General features: G+C 69.5%; 19 protein-coding genes and 1 pseudogene. 14 read left to right on the top strand and 6 right to left on the bottom strand.

The features are described 5' to 3' along the window. Together QAA18_RS10375 and bioA are read right to left on the bottom strand one after the other, a co-directional pair. On the bottom strand, positions 1-560 hold a 560-nt coding region (locus QAA18_RS10375; protein WP_279412861.1), incomplete at its 3' end, for a 16S rRNA (uracil(1498)-N(3))-methyltransferase. Next, positions 551-1,939 carry an adenosylmethionine--8-amino-7-oxononanoate transaminase gene (bioA, locus tag QAA18_RS10370; RefSeq protein WP_279412859.1) on the bottom strand — a complete coding sequence of 463 codons (1,389 nt, stop codon included), beginning with the start codon at positions 1,937-1,939 and terminating at the stop codon, positions 551-553. The genes QAA18_RS10375 and bioA, both read right to left, overlap by 10 nt. 9 nt (positions 1,940-1,948) lie before the next feature. Here bioA and nudE point away from each other — a divergent pair, with 9 nt between their 5' ends. The 4 genes from nudE to QAA18_RS10350 are packed head-to-tail and all read left to right on the top strand — an operon-like array spanning position 1,949 to position 4,476. Continuing rightward, the gene (gene nudE / locus QAA18_RS10365) at positions 1,949-2,500 is read left to right on the top strand and encodes an ADP compounds hydrolase NudE (RefSeq protein ID WP_279412865.1); all 552 of its coding nucleotides are present in this window, start codon (positions 1,949-1,951) and stop codon (positions 2,498-2,500) included. Then, the gene (cysQ, locus tag QAA18_RS10360; protein WP_279412858.1) at positions 2,487-3,335 is read left to right on the top strand and encodes a 3'(2'),5'-bisphosphate nucleotidase CysQ; all 849 of its coding nucleotides are present in this window, start codon (positions 2,487-2,489) and stop codon (positions 3,333-3,335) included. The genes nudE and cysQ overlap by 14 nt, the downstream gene beginning before the upstream one ends. After that, a complete protein-coding gene (gene mazG, locus QAA18_RS10355) occupies positions 3,332-4,159 on the top strand; it encodes a nucleoside triphosphate pyrophosphohydrolase (RefSeq protein WP_279412857.1) in 828 nt (275 codons plus the stop codon). The genes cysQ and mazG overlap by 4 nt, the downstream gene beginning before the upstream one ends. Before the next feature lie 14 nt (positions 4,160-4,173). Continuing rightward, on the top strand, positions 4,174-4,476 hold the full coding sequence (locus QAA18_RS10350; RefSeq protein ID WP_279412856.1) for a DUF962 domain-containing protein: 303 nt from the start codon (positions 4,174-4,176) through the stop codon (positions 4,474-4,476). A gap of 10 nt (positions 4,477-4,486) precedes the next feature. Here QAA18_RS10350 and QAA18_RS10345 read toward each other — a convergent pair whose 3' ends face one another. Beyond that, complete coding sequence (locus tag QAA18_RS10345) at positions 4,487-4,834, bottom strand: DMT family protein (RefSeq protein WP_279412855.1); 348 nt, start codon at positions 4,832-4,834, stop codon at positions 4,487-4,489. Positions 4,835-4,964: 130 nt separating this feature from the next. Here QAA18_RS10345 and QAA18_RS10340 point away from each other — a divergent pair, with 130 nt between their 5' ends. From QAA18_RS10340 to QAA18_RS10295, 10 genes are all read left to right on the top strand, one after another. Then, positions 4,965-5,678, top strand: a complete 714-nt coding sequence (locus QAA18_RS10340; RefSeq protein WP_279412853.1) for a response regulator transcription factor — start codon at positions 4,965-4,967, stop codon at positions 5,676-5,678. Positions 5,679-5,695: 17 nt separating this feature from the next. Then, the gene (locus QAA18_RS10335) at positions 5,696-6,994 is read left to right on the top strand and encodes a HAMP domain-containing sensor histidine kinase (RefSeq protein WP_279412852.1); all 1,299 of its coding nucleotides are present in this window, start codon (positions 5,696-5,698) and stop codon (positions 6,992-6,994) included. Between the two features lie 36 nt (positions 6,995-7,030). After that, positions 7,031-8,521 (top strand): efflux RND transporter periplasmic adaptor subunit, encoded by a 1,491-nt coding sequence (locus QAA18_RS10330; RefSeq protein WP_279412851.1) that lies wholly within the window; start codon positions 7,031-7,033, stop codon positions 8,519-8,521. Beyond that, positions 8,521-9,237, top strand: coding sequence for an ABC transporter ATP-binding protein (locus QAA18_RS10325; RefSeq protein WP_279412850.1), 717 nt, complete (start codon positions 8,521-8,523; stop codon positions 9,235-9,237). Before QAA18_RS10330 ends, QAA18_RS10325 begins: the two co-directional genes overlap by 1 nt. Next, a complete protein-coding gene (locus QAA18_RS10320; RefSeq protein WP_279412849.1) occupies positions 9,234-10,469 on the top strand; it encodes an ABC transporter permease in 1,236 nt (411 codons plus the stop codon). Before QAA18_RS10325 ends, QAA18_RS10320 begins: the two co-directional genes overlap by 4 nt. 68 nt (positions 10,470-10,537) lie before the next feature. Continuing rightward, entirely contained in the window at positions 10,538-10,918 is a 381-nt protein-coding gene (locus QAA18_RS10315) for a diacylglycerol kinase (RefSeq protein ID WP_279412848.1), read from the top strand. Between the two features lie 22 nt (positions 10,919-10,940). Further along, positions 10,941-11,681, top strand: coding sequence for a TerC family protein (locus tag QAA18_RS10310; protein ID WP_279412847.1), 741 nt, complete (start codon positions 10,941-10,943; stop codon positions 11,679-11,681). Between the two features lie 3 nt (positions 11,682-11,684). Further along, on the top strand, positions 11,685-12,569 hold the full coding sequence (gene lgt, locus QAA18_RS10305) for a prolipoprotein diacylglyceryl transferase (protein WP_279412846.1): 885 nt from the start codon (positions 11,685-11,687) through the stop codon (positions 12,567-12,569). Beyond that, positions 12,566-13,360: a thymidylate synthase gene (locus QAA18_RS10300; protein WP_279412845.1), complete on the top strand. Its 795-nt coding sequence runs from the start codon at positions 12,566-12,568 to the stop codon at positions 13,358-13,360. The genes lgt and QAA18_RS10300 overlap by 4 nt, the downstream gene beginning before the upstream one ends. 5 nt (positions 13,361-13,365) lie before the next feature. Then, positions 13,366-13,854: a dihydrofolate reductase gene (locus tag QAA18_RS10295; RefSeq protein ID WP_279412864.1), complete on the top strand. Its 489-nt coding sequence runs from the start codon at positions 13,366-13,368 to the stop codon at positions 13,852-13,854. Positions 13,855-13,859: 5 nt separating this feature from the next. Here QAA18_RS10295 and QAA18_RS10290 read toward each other — a convergent pair. The 3 genes and pseudogenes from QAA18_RS10290 to rsmA all read right to left on the bottom strand — a co-directional run. Next, positions 13,860-14,684 (bottom strand): annotated as a pseudogene (locus QAA18_RS10290) (symmetrical bis(5'-nucleosyl)-tetraphosphatase); the annotation flags it as partial. A gap of 41 nt (positions 14,685-14,725) precedes the next feature. After that, a complete protein-coding gene (gene apaG / locus QAA18_RS10285) occupies positions 14,726-15,121 on the bottom strand; it encodes a Co2+/Mg2+ efflux protein ApaG (protein WP_279412844.1) in 396 nt (131 codons plus the stop codon). A gap of 32 nt (positions 15,122-15,153) precedes the next feature. Next, positions 15,154-15,927: a 16S rRNA (adenine(1518)-N(6)/adenine(1519)-N(6))-dimethyltransferase RsmA gene (gene rsmA, locus QAA18_RS10280; protein WP_279412863.1), complete on the bottom strand. Its 774-nt coding sequence runs from the start codon at positions 15,925-15,927 to the stop codon at positions 15,154-15,156. Positions 15,928-16,063 lie beyond the last annotated feature (136 nt).

Below are 16,063 nucleotides of genomic sequence, written 5' to 3'. Positions count from 1 at the left end.
CCCGCATCGGCCACCGTGGCGATCGATTCGCCGGCGCCCGGATCGAGCAGGAACCGCGCGCTCCCTGCCGGCAACGCGTCCAGCGCCGCCTGCAGCGGTTGCGGCGGTTCGACCGCGGGAAGCCGCGCCCGCCCGCTTTGCCCGCATGCCGAGGCCACCACGCTGCGCCAGTGCGCCAGGCGCTTGCCTGCGCGCGCCGCGTCGAGCCGCACTTCGCTGCGTTCGCTTTCCACCGGAACGAAGCCGGCGACGCCGAGCTCGGTCGCCTTCTGCAGGATCCAGTCCATCTTCTCGCCGCGGGCGATGCCCTGCAGCAGCACGATGCGCAGCGGCGACTCGTTGTCGACCGGCGTCGACGCGACCACTTCGGCCTCCGCGCCGCGCTTGCCCGCCGACAGCAGCCGCGCCTGGTAATCGTTGCCGTCGCCGTTGAACAGCGTGCAAGGGTCGCCGGGCTGCATGCGCATGACCCGGACCAAGTGCGTGGCGGCGTCCTCCGGCAGCACCACGGTGTCGCCGACGGCCAGCGCCTGTTCGACATGGACGCGGGTCAGGCGCATGCGGTGGCCTCGTCGATGACTTCGGCGGTGACCGTGGCGAGCAGCTCGAGCTGGGCGTCGTCGATGCAGTACGGCGGCATCCAGTACAGGATGTCGCCCAGCGGACGCAGCACCACGCCGCGATCCAGCCCGGCCCGGTAGGCGCGCAGGCCCACGCGCGACCCTGGGTCGAAAGGCGTGGCACGTTTGCCGTCGCGCGCCAGTTCGAACGCCACGATCATGCCCGTCTGCCGCAGGTCGGCCACGTGCCGGTGCGACCCGAGCGGTGCGGCGAGGGCGGCCATGCGCGCGGCCGTGGCACGGTTGCGCGCCAGCACGTCGTCGCTCCCGAAGATCGACAGCGCGGCCAGCGCCGCCGCGCAGGCCAGCGGATTGCCGGTATAGCTGTGCGAATGCAGGAACGCGCGTTCGCGCGAATCGTCGAGGAATCCTTCGTAGATGGACTGCGTGGCCAGCGCCGCCGCAAGCGGCAGGAAACCGCCGGTCAGGCCCTTGGACAGGCACAGCAGGTCCGGCTGGATTCCGCCGGCCGGCGCCTGCTCGCAGGCGAACAGCGTGCCGGTGCGGCCGAAGCCGACCGCGATCTCGTCGGCGATCATCATCACCCCGTGCGCGTCGCACAGGTCGCGCGCCAGGCGCAGGTACAGCGGGTGATGCATGCGCATCCCGCCGGCGCACTGCACCAGCGGCTCGAGGATGAAGGCGCAGACCTCGCCGGCGTGCGCCTGCAGCAGCGCGTCCAGCGCTTCGGCGGCCCGGCGCGCGCAGTCCTCCGGCGACTGGCCGGGCTCGGCCAGGTAGGCATCGGGGCTGGGCGCGAACAGGCACTCGGCCAGCAGCGGCGCGTACACCCGGCGGTAAAGCGGCACGTCGCCCACCGCCAGCGCGCCGAGGGTTTCGCCGTGGTAGCCGTTGGCCAGGGCGACGAACTTCGTGCGCTGGTCTTCGCCGCGGTTGCGGAACCAGTGGAAGGCCATCTTCAGCGCCACCTCGACGCCGGCCGAGCCGTTGTCGGCGTAGAACACCTTCGCAAGGGGAGCGCGGCCCGCCTCGCGCGGCGCGATCGCCAGCAACTGCTCCGCCAGTTCCACCGCCGGCGCGTGCGAGAACCCGGCCAGGATCACCTGCTCCAGGTTGCGCGCCTGGGCCGCGATCGCCGCTCCGATGCGCGGTTCCGCATGGCCGAAGAGGTTGGTCCACCAGCTCGACACGGCGTCCAGGTAGCGGCGGCCGTCGCGGCCCAGCAACCAGGCGCCTTCGCCCCCGGCCACCGGAATCAGGGGGAGCGTGTCCGGATGCTCGCGCATCTGCGTGCATGGGTGCCACAGCACCTCGAGGTCGCGCGCGCGCCAACCTTCGGCATCGGTTGCCCTTATCATGGACACATGATGACCCGCCGGTTGCCCACCGTCCACGGCGTCACCGAGCACGAGTCCGGGCCATACCGGCTGGAACGTCTGGAACTGGAGTTCGGTAACGGCGAACGCCGCCAGTACGAGCGCCTGAACGGACGCGGCCACGGCGCGGTGATCGTGGTCCCGCTGCTCGACGACGACACCGTCCTGCTGGTGCGCGAATACGCCGCCGGCCTGCACCGCTACGAACTGGGCCTGGTCAAGGGCCGGATCGATGCCGGCGAGCAGCCGCTGGACGCCGCCAACCGCGAGCTGCAGGAAGAGGCCGGCTATGCGGCGCGGTCGCTGCACCTGCTGCGCATGCTGACCCTGTCGCCGCACTACATGAGCGACCAGGCGCACGTGGTCGTCGCCCGCGACCTGTATCCGCAGCGCCTGCCGGGCGACGAGCCCGAAGAACTCGAAGTGGTGCCGTGGAAGCTCGACGCGCTGCACGAACTGGTCCTGCGCGAGGACTTTTCCGAAGGCCGCGCGGTGGCGGCACTGTTCATGACCAGGGAGTGGCTGCGCCATGGCGGTGGGTGATTTCCACATGCCGGATTACGGCGTGCTCGATTACGACATGCTCCGCGAGGGCATCATCGCGCTGTCGCGGCAGGCGTCCGCGGCGATCATGGAGATCTACGGCGGCGACTTCGCGGTCCAGCACAAGGACGACGATTCGCCGCTCACCGCCGCCGACCTCGCCTCGCACCGCTGCATCGTCGAAGGCCTGGAAAAACTGTCGCCCCGCATCCCGATCCTGTCCGAGGAGTCGGCCGAGGAAGTACCCGCGCTGCTGCGCCGGCAATGGCCGCTGATGTGGCTGGTCGATCCGCTCGACGGGACGCGCGAGTTCGTCAAGCGCAACGGCGAGTTCACCGTCAACATCGCCCTGATCCAGGATGGCGAGGCCGTGCTCGGCGTCGTGCAGGCACCGGTGACCGGTGCCCTCTGGCACGGCCAGCGCGGCCGCGGCGCGTTCCGCCGCGAAGCGGGCGGCGACCTGCCGATCCGCGTGCGTACACCGGCGACGGCTCCGTTGCGTGTCGCCGCCAGCCGCTCGCACCGCGACGCGCGCACCGAGGCGGTGCTCGCGCGCATGGGCGACATCGAGCCGGTGGGCGTGGGCTCCTCGCTCAAGTTCTGCCGGCTGGCCGAAGGCGGCATGGACGCCTACCCGCGCTTCGGCCCGACCAGCGAATGGGACACGGCGGCGGGCCAGTGCGTGCTCGAGGCCGCGGGTGGCGCGGTGCTGGACCTGGCGCCGGGCGGCAATTTCGGGCGGCCGCTGCGCTACAACCAACGCGACACCATCCTCAACGGCGAATTCATGGCCCTGGGCGACAAGTCGCTGCCCTGGCGGGAGTGGCTGGCATGAGCGCGGGGCGCATCGAGGAACTGCTCGGCATCATGGCGCGCCTGCGCGACCCCGACGGCGGTTGCCCGTGGGACGTGCAACAGACCTTCGCCACGATCGCGCCGTACACGATCGAGGAAGCCTACGAAGTGGCCGACGCGATCGACCGCAACGACATGGGCGACCTGCGCGACGAACTCGGCGACCTGCTGCTGCAGGTGGTGTTCCATGCGCGCATGGCCGAAGAGCAGGGGGCGTTCGCGTTCGCCGACGTCGTCGCCGCGATCGGCGAGAAGATGCTGCGCCGGCACCCGCATGTCTTTGCAGGCACCAGCGTCAAAGGCGTCGAGGCCCAGACGCGCGAGTGGGAAGAGCACAAGCGCCGCGAACGCGCCGATGCCGGCAATCCCGACACCTCTGCACTGGCGGGCATCGCCCGCGGCATGCCCGAGTGGCAGCGCGCGACCAAGCTGCAGAAGCGCGCGGCGACGATCGGTTTCGACTGGCCGGGCCCCGGCCCGGTGATCGCCAAGCTGCACGAGGAGATCGAGGAAGTCCGGGTCGAGTTCGATGCGGTCGCCGCCGATCCCGGCGATGCCGCCGCGCACGACCGCCTGGAGGACGAGATCGGCGACCTGCTTTTCGTCTGCGCCAACCTGGCCAGGCACGCGAAGGTCGACCCGGGAACCGCGCTGCGCCGGGCAAATGCCAAGTTCGAACGCCGGTTCCGCGCCATGGAGACGATGGCCGAGGCCGACGGCGTGCACCTGCGCGACTTGCCCCTGGATGCGCAGGATGGATACTGGGCCAGGGCCAAGGCGGCGGAGCACCTGGGCGACGGTTGAGCCGGGAGGGCGACATGCAGCAGTTCGGCAGTTTCCGCGAGTTCTACCCGTTCTACCTGTCCGAGCACGCGAACCGCGTTTCCCGGCGCCTGCACTTCATCGGCAGCTGGGGCGTGCTCGCGCTGGTGGCCACCGCGATCGTTACCGGCAACGCGTGGTGGCTGCTGGCGGCGCTGGCCTGCGGCTACGGTTTCGCCTGGGTCGGGCACTTCTTCTTCGAGAAGAACCGGCCGGCGACCTTCCGCCATCCCTTCTATTCGTTCGCCGGCGACTGGGTGATGTTCGCCGACATCCTGCGTGGCCGCGTGCGCCTGTAGGGCGCGGCGTTCAATCCATGAAGATCAGCCAGGCCGCCACCGCGATCAGGGCGAAGCCGGCCCAGTGGTTCCATTTCAGCGGTTCGCCCAGGTACCAGGCCGAGAACCAGGCAAACACCAGCAGGGTGATCACTTCCTGCATCCCCTTGAGCTGTGGCGCGCTGTAGACCGCGCTGCCGATGCGGTTGGCCGGCACCTGCAGGGTGTATTCGAAGAAGGCGATGCCCCAGCTGGCCACGATCACCAGCGCCAGCGGGGCGCTCTTGTACCGTAGGTGCCCGTACCAGGCGAAGGTCATGAAGATGTTGGAGCCCAGCAGCAGGAGCAGGGGCAGGAAGCGGTCGTAGAGGAGAGGCATCGGGGCCGGCCGGGGTTGGTTTCAGGGGGGGCAGAAAGGCGGGATCGGGCGCAGACTAGCGCCTTCACGCCAATTCCACCCGTGTCCCGGCAGCCTTTCACAAAGCTGAAGACCCCAAGGAGCCATTCGAATGCGTGCTGCCCAAGACCCTGCTGGACTGGTCCTGATCGTTGAGGACAACCGCAACATCTCGGAAATGGTGGGTGAATACCTGGAAGGCCGGGGTTTCGAGGTGGATTACGCCTCCGACGGCCTGGACGGTTACCGCCTCGCCTCCGAGAACAGCTACGACGTGGTCGTGCTGGACCTGATGCTGCCGCGCCTGGACGGCGTGGAAGTGTGCAAGCGCCTGCGCGAGGAAGCGCGCAAGTCCACGCCGGTGCTGATGCTCACCGCGCGCGACACGCTGGACGAGAAGCTCACCGGGCTGTCGGTCGGCGCCGACGACTACCTGACCAAGCCGTTCGCGATCCAGGAACTCGAGGCCCGCCTGCGCGCGCTGATCCGCCGCGAGCGCCGCCAGGTCGGCTCGGAGGTGCTCAAGGTCGCCGACCTGGTGCTCGACCCGGCCAGCCTGCGCGCCACCCGCGGCGGCGTCGAGCTGCAGCTCTCGCCCATCGGCCTGAAGCTGCTGACCATCCTGATGCGCGAATCGCCGCGCGTGGTCAGCCGCCAGGAAATCGAACGCGAGATCTGGGGCAACGGCCTGCCCGATTCCGACACCCTGCGCAGCCACCTCTACAACCTGCGCAAGACCATCGACAAGCCGTACGACAAGCCGCTGCTGCATACCGTGCAGAGCGCCGGGTATCGTATCGCCGACATCGAACAGCCCCCGGCCTGAGGGCCGGCCCGCCACCCATGCCGCAAGGTCTGCCGCGCAAGCTGCGCTTCGCGTTCGTGATGCAGGTGCTGATGGCCAGTGCGGTCATCATCGCCGGCGGGTGGGTGGCGGTCGAGGTCGCCAAGTACCAGATCGCGCGCGTCGCGCTGCAGGAAGAAGCCGACTATTACTACGCGATGCGCGCGGCCGGCGACGTCGATCGCGAGCCGCCGGACGAGGCGCGGCTGCGCGGGTACGCGATTACCTCCGGCGGCTCGGCGGCGGCCCTGCCGCTGGCGTTGCGCTCGCTGGAGCCGGGCCTGCACCAATTGGCCGACCAGCTGGTGCTGGTCGACGAGCGCGGCGACTTGCGCCTGTACCTGGCTTACCCGCGCGCCATCATGGACATGCGCTCGCTGCAGGTCGTGGCCGCGCCGGTGCTGCTGGCGCTGCTGGCGCTGTTCGCAAGCACCTGGTTCACCTACCGCAATGCCCGGCGCATGGTCGCGCCGCTGGACTGGCTGGCGCGGCAGGTGCGCGACTGGGATCCGATGGAGCCGGATCCGACGGCGCTCGGGCCCGACCGGCTGCCGGCGGACGCCGGCATCGAAGCGCGGCAGCTGGCCGGGGCGTTGCAACGCATGGCCGAGCGGATGCGCGCCTTCGTCCGCCGCGAGCGCGACTTCACCCGCGATGCCAGCCACGAACTGCGCACGCCGCTGACCGTGATCCGCGTGGCCAGCGACCTGCTGCACAACGACCCGGACCTGCCTGAGCGCGCGCAGCGCTCGCTGGCCAGGATCCAACTCGCCGGCCGCGACATGGAGGCGGTGATCGACTCGTTCCTGATCCTCGCCCGCGAAGGCGGCATCGAGCCGCAGCGCGAGGAGTTCGCGGTCCGCGACGTGGTGGCCGAGGAGATCGAGCACGTGCGCCCGCTGCTGGCCGGCCGGCCAGTGGAGCTGGCGGTGGTGGGCACCGCCGAACCGGTGCTGCATGCGTCGCCGCGGGTGTTCGCGGTCATGCTGCGCAACCTGCTGTCCAATGCCAGCACGTTCACCGAGCGCGGGCGCATCGAGGTCCGGATCGAGCCCGATCGCGTGGCCGTGGCCGACACCGGCATCGGCATGAGCGCCGACGTCCTGCAGCGCGTTTTCGATCCGTTCTATCGCGCCGAGCCGGACCGGAATTCGGGCAAGGGGATGGGATTGTCGATCGTGCGCCGCCTGGGCGAACGCTTCGGCTGGCCGATCGGCATCGAGAGCACCCCCGGCCAGGGGACGGTGGTCAGCATCCGGTTCGGGGACATGTCAACCGCCTACACGGCCATGCGTTGACCATCCAGACTTTCCGCAATCGCAGGTCCCGCCACGATGCCCCGAAATCGCTCCAGCCTGCGCCGCAATGGCGCGATCGCCGTCGTGGCCCTCGTGGTCCTGGCCGCCGCCGCATGGTGGTGGCAGCAGCGTGACGCCGGCGACGCGGGAGGCTACCGGACCACGATCGTCGAGACCGGCGACATCCGCGTGGCGATCTCGGCCACCGGCACCCTGAGCGCGATCTCCACGGTCACGGTCGGCAGCCAGGTCTCCGGCCAGGTGACCGAGGTCCTGGTGGACTTCAACGACAAGGTCGAGCAGGGCCAGGTCATCGCCCGCATCGACCCGAGCACCTACGAGGCGCAGATCGAGCAGGGCAACGCCCAGGTCGCCAGCGCCCGGGCCCAGCTGCGCCAGGCACAGGCCAGCCTGCGCAACGCCGAACTCGACTACCAGCGCAAGGCCGAGCTGGGTGCGGCGCAACTGGTCGCGAAGAGCGACATCGACCTCGCCCGCGCCGCGCGCGACCAGGCACAGGCCCAGGTCAATTCTGCCCAGGCCCAGATCCGCCAGCAGGCGGCATCGACCCGGACCACGCAGGTCAACCTCGACCGCACCGTCATCCGCTCGCCGGTCGACGGCGTGGTCCTGACCCGTTCGATCGAACCCGGGCAGACCGTGGCCGCGAGCCTGCAGGCGCCCGAGCTGTTCACCATCGCCGAAGACCTGTCGAAGATGAAGATCGAGCTGGCGGTGGACGAATCGGACATCGGCCAGGTGCGCGAAGGCCAGGCCGTGGGGTTCACCGCCGACGCATTCCCCGATCGCCAGTTCCGGGGAACGGTCGAACAGGTGCGGTTGTCGGCCACCACCACCAGCAACGTGGTGACCTATCCGGTGGTGGTGACCGTGGACAACAGCGACGGCACCCTGCTGCCCGGCCTCACCGTCAATGCCGAAATCGAGGTGAGCAAGCGCGAGGGCGTCCTCAAGGTCGCCAACGCGGCATTGCGCTACAAGCCTGCCGGCAACGGCGCGCAGGCGGCGACCCCGGCGGCGTCGCGTCGCGGCGGTTCCGGCATGCTCGACGACCTGGCGCGGACCGCGGCAGGCCTCGGCCTCGACCCGGCCCAGCAGCAGGCGTTCGATGCGGCCAGCGAAGGCATCCGCCAGCGCCAGGCCGCGCGCCAGGCGGCGCCGCGCCCGCAGGGCAACAGCATGTTCGGCGGCGGCCCGCGCATGGGTGGAGGCGGTGGCGGTGGCGCAATGCAGGCACAGGTGCGCCAGCGCACGCTCGACCGCTTCCAGCAGGACTTCGCCGCTTTCCGCGACACCCTGTCCGACGCGCAGCGCAAGCAATGGGATGTGGCAGTGGCCTCGCTGGTCGGCGCCACCCGCGCGCCGATCTACAAGCTCGTGGACGGCCAGCCGCAGCCGGTGATAGTGCGCATCGGCGCCAGCGACGGCACCACGACCGAGATCTCGGGCGACATCCAGGCCGGCGACGAGGTCGTCACCGGCGAGCGCGCGCCGGCGGCCGGCTGATGCCAGCGAACACGGTTCCCGTCGTCCGCACCCGCGGCCTGGGCAAGGTCTATTCGCCGGGGACACAGGCCGAGGTCGTCGCCCTGCGCGGCGTCGACATGGAAGTGGCGCGCGGCGAGTTCGTCGCGATCATGGGCCCCTCCGGCTCCGGCAAGTCGACCCTGATGAACCTGCTCGGCTGCCTGGACACGCCCAGCAGCGGCCGCTACGAATGCGACGGCATCGACGTGTCCACGCTCGATGCCGAGGAACTCGCGGTACTGCGCCGCGAGAAGATCGGCTTCGTCTTCCAGGGCTTCAACCTGCTCACCCGGATGGACGCGCTGCACAACGTGGCGATGCCGCTGGGTTATGCCAAGGTGCCGCACGCCGAACGCCTCGAACGCGCGCGCGCGGCACTGGCGGAGGTCGGCCTGGCCGAGCGTGTCGGACACCTGCCCAGCGAAATGTCCGGCGGCCAGCAGCAGCGCGTGGCGATCGCGCGCGCCCTGGTCAACCGGCCGCCGATCCTGCTCGCCGACGAACCCACCGGCGCCCTGGATTCGAAGACGGGCGAGGAAATCCTCACCCTGTTCAAGAACCTGCGCGATGCCGACCACACCATCATCCTGATCACCCACGACGCCGAAGTCGCCGCGCACGCCGACCGGACCTTCGTCATGCACGATGGTCGGCTCCACGAAAGCGTGCAGCACCTGCAGGGAGCCGCCCCATGACCTTCCTCGACATCCTGCGTACCGCGGTGTTCGCGCTGCGCGGCAACTGGATGCGCAGCGCGCTGACCTCGCTGGGCGTGATCATCGGCATCGCGGCGGTGATCGTGATGGTCTCGGTGGGGCAGGGCACGCAGCAGGAGATCGACAAGCTGGTGTCGGGCCTGGGCTCGCAGCGCCTGGACATTTCCCCGGGTTCCGGCCGCGGCGCCGGCGGCGTGCGCATGTCGTCGAGCAGCTTCTTCACCCTCAGCGAGGGCGACGTCGAGGCGATCCGCAACGAGATCCCGGAAGTGCAATACGTGGCCGGCGCGCTGCGCGGCAACACCCAGGTGGTGTATGCCGAGAACAACGCATCGACCAGCTGGCAGGGCGTGCAGCCGGACTGGTTCGCGATCAACGACTGGAAGATCGCCGAAGGCGAGGGCCTGCAGCCGCAGGACTACAGCGGTGCGGCCAAGAACGTCGTCATCGGCGAAACCGTGCGCCGGACCCTGTTCGGCAACGACAGCGGCATCGGCCAGACCATCCGCCTGGGGCGCGTTCCCTTCACCGTGGTCGGCACGCTCGCGCCCAAGGGCCAGGGCGGCTTCGGCCAGGACCAGGACGAAATCGTGATGGTCCCGCTGGAAACGGGGCGCCGGCGGCTGCTCGGTGCGATGGGCCTGCCGCCGAGCGCGGTGATGCAGATCGCGCTGACCGTCGGCGATGCCCGCGACCTGGCCTATGCCCAGGCCGAAGTCGAGAGCCTGCTGCGCCAGCGCCACCGCATCCGCCCCGGCGAGGACGACGACTTCCGGGTGCGCAACATCAGCGAGATCGTGGCCACCCGCACCGCCACCACCAACCTGATGTCGAAGCTGCTCGGCGCGGTGGCGACCATCTGCCTGGTGATCGGCGGCATCGGCATCATGAACATCATGCTGGTCTCGGTGACCGAGCGGATCCGCGAGATCGGCCTGCGCATGGCGGTCGGCGCCGGCCCATCGGACGTGCGCCGGCAGTTCCTGGCCGAGGCCATGCTGATTTCGCTGATCGGCGGCGTGATCGGCATCGCGATCGGGGTGGTGGGCGCGCTGCTGGTGGGCCGCTTCAGCGACCTGCCGGTCGCCCTCAACGGCCAGGTCGTGGGCCTGGCCGCGACGTTCTCCATCGTCACCGGCCTGTTCTTCGGCTATTACCCCGCCCGAAAGGCCTCCCAGCTGGACCCGATCGAGGCGCTTCGCCAGCAATAACGCCCCGATATGGCAAAATCAGGGGGTTGGCGGTTCCACCGCCGGAACCTGGTCCTGCATGACTTTCCATGGCGGATGAAATCGGCCACTTGCCGCGGCGCCCGGGCCGCATCCTGCTCGCGACCAAGTGGTCGCTGCAGGGCCTTCGCGCCGCCTGGCTGCACGAGTCCTCGTTCCGCCTGGAGGTCTACCTGCTGGCCATCCTCGGCCCGCTGGCGTTGTGGCTGGGTGCCGACGGCATCGAGCGCGCGCTGCTGCTGGGCAGCTGCCTGCTGGTACTGGCGGTCGAACTGCTCAACTCCGCCATCGAGGCGGTGATCGAACGCTACGGCAGCGAGCACCACGAGCTGGCCGGGCGCGCCAAGGACATGGGCTCTGCCGCCGTGTTCGTGGCGATGATGAACGTACTGCTGATCTGGGCCCTGGTGCTCTGGCCGCGGTTTTCTTGACACATGACGGAATGAGCGCCAGATGAGCCTTGCAATGCTTGCCGACCCGCAGACGTGGATCCTGCTGGTCACCCTGAGTTCGATCGAGATCGTGCTCGGCATCGACAACCTGGTGTTCATCTCCATTGCGGTCAGCCGCCTGCCGCCTGCCCAGCGCGAGCGCGCGCGCAAGTTCGGCATCGCCGCCGCCTGCATCACCCGCATTGCCCTGTTGCTCACCCTGGCCTTCCTGGCGCACATGAAGGAAGACGTGTTCAGCGTCATGGGCCACGGCTTCTCGGTGCGAGACCTGGTGCTGCTGCTGGGCGGCATCTTCCTGGTGTTCAAGGGCATCGCCGAAATCCGCGACCAGGTCGCCGGCGAACACGAATCCGAGGACATCCATACCAAGCCGGCCAATTCCTTCGCCGCGGTGATCGCGCAGATCGCGGTGATCGACATCGTGTTCTCGCTGGATTCGGTCATCGCCGCGGTCGGCATGGCCGAGCAGTACGTGCCGGTGATGGTCGCGGCGATCCTGCTGGCGGTGGCGGTGATGCTGCTGGCCGCGCAGCCGCTGGGGCGGTTCATCGACAACAACCCGTCGGTGAAGATGCTGGCCCTGGCCTTCATCGTGCTGATCGGCGCCTACCTGGTGCTCGAGGGCCTGGAAATCCACGTGCCGAAGGGCTACATCTACGGCTCGATGGGCTTCTCGGCAGCGGTCGAGATGCTCAACCTGTGGTCCAGGGCGCGTGCACAGCGCCGGCTCGGAGGCGGCTGAGGAATGCCCTACCTGCACAGCATCGATCCGATCGCCCTGCAGTTCCCCGAGTTCTCCGTACTCGGCACGACGTTCCATCCTGCCGTGCACTGGTACGGCGTCATGTACCTGCTGGGCTTCGGCATCGCCTGGTGGCTGGGTCGCCGGCGCATCCGTGCCGGCCGGCTGCCGGGCATCGACGAGGCGGCATTCGGCGACCTGCTGTTCTACGGCATGCTCGGCGTGATCCTCGGCGGGCGGCTGGGCTACATCCTGTTCTACGACTTCCCGACCTACCTGCACGACCCGGTGCAGGCGCTGCGGATCTGGGAAGGCGGCATGAGCTTCCACGGCGGGCTCATCGGCGTCGTCGTCGCCGCCTGGCTTTGGGCGCGGCGCCATCGCCTGCACCTGTTCGACGTGATCGATTTCGTCGCTCCGCTGGTGCCGCCCGGGCTGGGCCTGGGCCGGCTGGGCAACTTCATCAACGGCGAACTGTGGGGCAAGTACACCGACGGGCCCTGGGGCGTGGTCTTCCCGCATGCCGAATCGCAGCTGTCCGGGCTCGGTGCGGCGCAGCTGCAGGCGATGCAGGCCGGCGGTGCGCTGGACCGCTACGCGCGCCATCCTTCGCCGCTGTACCAGGCAGTGCTGGAAGGCCTGGTGCTGTTCGTGGCGGTCTGGTGGTTCTCCAGCAAGCCGCGGCCACGCTACGCGGTGGCCGGCCTGTTCGCGCTGCTGTACGGCGTGTTCCGTTTCCTCGTCGAATTCGTGCGCCTGCCCGACCCGCAGCTGGGCTACCTGGCGTTCGGCTGGCTCACCATGGGCCAGGTGCTGAGCCTGCCGCTGGTGGCCGCGGGCCTGTACTGGCTGTGGCTGTCGCGGCGTTCGCCGGTGGCCGCCCCATGAAGCAGTACCTCGACCTGCTGCGCCACGTGCTCGAGCACGGCACGGAGAAGGGCGACCGCACCGGCACCGGCACCCGCAGCGTGTTCGGCTGGCAGATGCGCTTCGACCTGCGCGAGGGCTTCCCGCTGGTCACGACCAAGAAGCTGCATTTGCGCTCGATCGTGCACGAACTGCTGTGGTTCCTGAAAGGCGAGACCAACATCGCCTACCTGCGCGAGAACAAGGTGTCGATCTGGGACGAGTGGGCCGACGACAACGGCGAGCTCGGCCCGGTCTACGGCAAGCAGTGGCGCCGCTGGACCGGCAGTGACGGCCGCGAGATCGACCAGGTGCGCTGGGTGGTCGACGAGATCCGGCGCAACCCGGACTCGCGGCGCCTGATCGTGAGCGCCTGGAACGTGGCCGACCTGCCCCGGATGGCGCTGATGCCCTGCCACACGCTGTTCCAGTTCTACGTCGCCGACGGTCGCCTGAGCTGCCAGCTGTACCAGCGCAGCGGAGACATCTTCCTGGGCGTGCCGTTCAACATCGCCAGCTACGCGCTGCTGACCCACATGGTGGCGCAGGCCTGCGACCTGGAAGTCGGCGACTTCGTGCATACCCTGGGCGACGCGCACCTGTACTCGAACCACTTCGAGCAGGCGCGCGAGCAGCTGTCGCGCGAGCCGCGCGCGCTGCCGGTGCTGCGCCTCAACCCCGGAGTGCGCGACCTGTTCGACTTCGCCTACGACGACATCGCGATCGAAGGCTACGAGCCCTTGCCCGCGATCAAGGCGCCGGTGGCGGTGTGAGCGTCCTGGTGCTGCTGGCCGCGCTCGGTCGCGACCATGCGATCGGCAAGGACAACGCGCTGCCTTGGCACCTGCCGGCCGACCTGAAGCGCTTCAAGGCGCTCACCTTGGGCAAGCCCCTGCTGATGGGGCGCAGGACCGCGGAATCGCTGGGCCGCGCGCTGCCCGGCCGGCGTAACCTGGTGCTCACGCGCAGCGGCCGCGTGCCTTTCGAGGGCATGGAAGCAATCGCCTCGATCGACGATGCGCTCGCGATCGCGGGCGACGATGCGGCCACGGAACTGTGCGTGATCGGGGGCGGCGAAGTCTTCTCCGCGACCCTGCCGCTGGCGGCGCGCATGCACCTGACCTGGGTGGGCACCGAAGTGCAGGGCGCCGATGCCTTCTTCCCGCGCTTCGATGCGTCGCAGTGGCGGGTGGTTTCGCGCGAACCGCACCCGGCGGACGAGCGCCACGCCTTCGCGTTCGAATTCGTGGACTACGAGCGCTTGTAGCCCTGGGCCGGCACGTCGCGGCCGGGCACCTGCACGATGCGCAGTTCCTCGCTGTCGAGCTGCAGCGCGGTGAGCTTGCCGCCCCAGACCGCGCCGGTATCGATCGCGTGTACCCCATGGCCGATGAACAGGCCCAGCGCCGACCAGTGGCCGCAGACGATCTTCAGGTCGCGCTCGGCGCGGCCGGGCACGGCATACCAGGGATAGAGCCCCGGCTGCTGGGTTCCGGGCACGCCCTTTTCGTCGAAGGCGATGCGGCCGCGCGGGGTGCAATAGCGCAGCCGGGTGAATACGTTGATGATCGCGCGATCGCGCTCGATGTCGCGCAGGCCGGGCGACCAGGCGGGCTTGTCGCCGTACATGTTGCGCAGCAGCTTGCGGTAACCGTCCCCGCGCAGCTTCTTCTCGACCTCGGCGGCGTGCTTTTCGGCCATGCGCGTGGTCCATTTCGGCGCCAGGCCCGCATGCACCATCATCCAGCCCAGCTCGCGGTCGGCGTGCACCAGCGGCTGGGTCCGCAACCAGTCCAGCAGTTCGCGCGCGTCGGGCGCGAACAGGACGCCCTGCAGGTCGGGATTGACCTTGCGCTGTTCCTCCGGGCGGCGTTCGCCGATCGCCAGCAGCGACAGGTCGTGGTTGCCCAGGACGCTGACGCAGTGTTCGCGCAGCGAATGCACCAGGCGCAGGGTCTGCAAGGATTCGCCGCCGCGGTTGACCAGGTCCCCGCAGAACCACAGGCGATCGGCGGCCGGGTCGAAACGGATCCGCTCCAGCAAGCGCTGGGTCGGGCCGTAGCAGCCCTGCAGGTCGCCTATCGCCCAGATGCTCATGCCCAGATGCTCATGCCCAGGTGCCCTTGACCCGGCCGCCGTCAGTGCAGCGTGCGCGGCACGGCGAGCACGAAGGCGGGAATCGGCGCCTCGAAGCGGGTTCCGTCGTCGGCGAGCATCGCGTACGTGCCTTCCATCGTGCCCTGGTGGGTTTCGAGCACCGCGCCGGAGGTGTAGGTGAAGTCGTCGCCTGGGCGCAGCCAGGGCTGCTCGCCGACCACGCCGTCGCCGGCGACTTCCTCGATCTTGCCGTTGGCGTCGGTGATCACCCAGCGCCGCGCGAGCAAGCGCGCCGGCACGGAGCCGGTGTTGCGGATGTGGATGGTGTACGCGAAGACGTAGCGGTCGCGCTCGGGCTCCGACTGCTCGTCGAGGTAACGGGTGGCGACATCGATGCCCAGGGCGTAGTCGCCGTCGTCCTGTCGGTTCTGGTCCATGGGCACAGTGTAAGGCCCGTGGCGTGAATGCGTCAGTCGGTGCCGGCCGCGGCGGTGTCGGCGAGGGCGGCGAACTCGGCGACCGAGAGTTGTTCGGCGCGTGCATCCGGCCGCAACCCCGCGGCTTCGATGGCGGCGGCGTCGACGACGCCGGAAAGCGCATTGCGCAGGGTCTTGCGGCGCTGGCCGAAGGCGGCACGCACCACGTGCGCGAAGCGCGCGCGGTCGGCGACGGCCACTTCGGCAGGAGGCAGCGGTTGCAGCCGGACGACGGCCGAATCGACCTTGGGCGCGGGGCGGAACGCCCCCGGCGGCACCTTGAACAGCGGCGTCACCCGGCAATACGCCTGCAGCATCACGCTCAGGCGCCCGTAGACCTTGCTGCCCGGGCCGGCGGCCATGCGCTCGACCACTTCCTTCTGCAGCATGAAATGCATGTCGCGGATCGACGCGGCGTGGTCCAGCGCGTGGAACAGGATCGGCGAGGAAAGGTTGTAGGGCAGGTTGCCGACCAGGCGCAGCCTGCCGCCTGGCACGCCGTCGCCTGCGAGCGCACTGAAGTCGACGTCGAGCACGTTGGCGTTGAGCAGCGTGAGCTCGCCGTGCGACTGCGCGGCCGCAGCCAGCGGCTGCAACAGGTCGCGGTCGAATTCGATCGCCGTCAGCGCACCGTGGCGGTCGAGCAGCGGCAGGGTCAGCGCGCCCTGGCCGGGACCGATCTCGACGATGCGATCGCCCGGCCGCGGATCGATGGCCAGCACGATCTTCTCGATCACCGATTTCTCGTGCAGGAAGTTCTGTCCCAGGTGCTTCTTCGCATCGCGGCGGAAGCCGTCGGCATCGAGGCGACTGCTGCCGTCGCGCCTGCCCGCGTCGCGACGGCTCACGCGCGGCCGCCCCGTGCGAGCATCGCGCAGGTGCGGATCGCCGCCAGCAGGCTGG

It is taken from the genome of Luteimonas sp. 8-5 (genome assembly GCF_029763755.1).
GTDB lineage: Bacteria > Pseudomonadota > Gammaproteobacteria > Xanthomonadales > Xanthomonadaceae > Cognatiluteimonas.
This window is presented reverse-complemented; position numbering and strand designations above follow the sequence as displayed.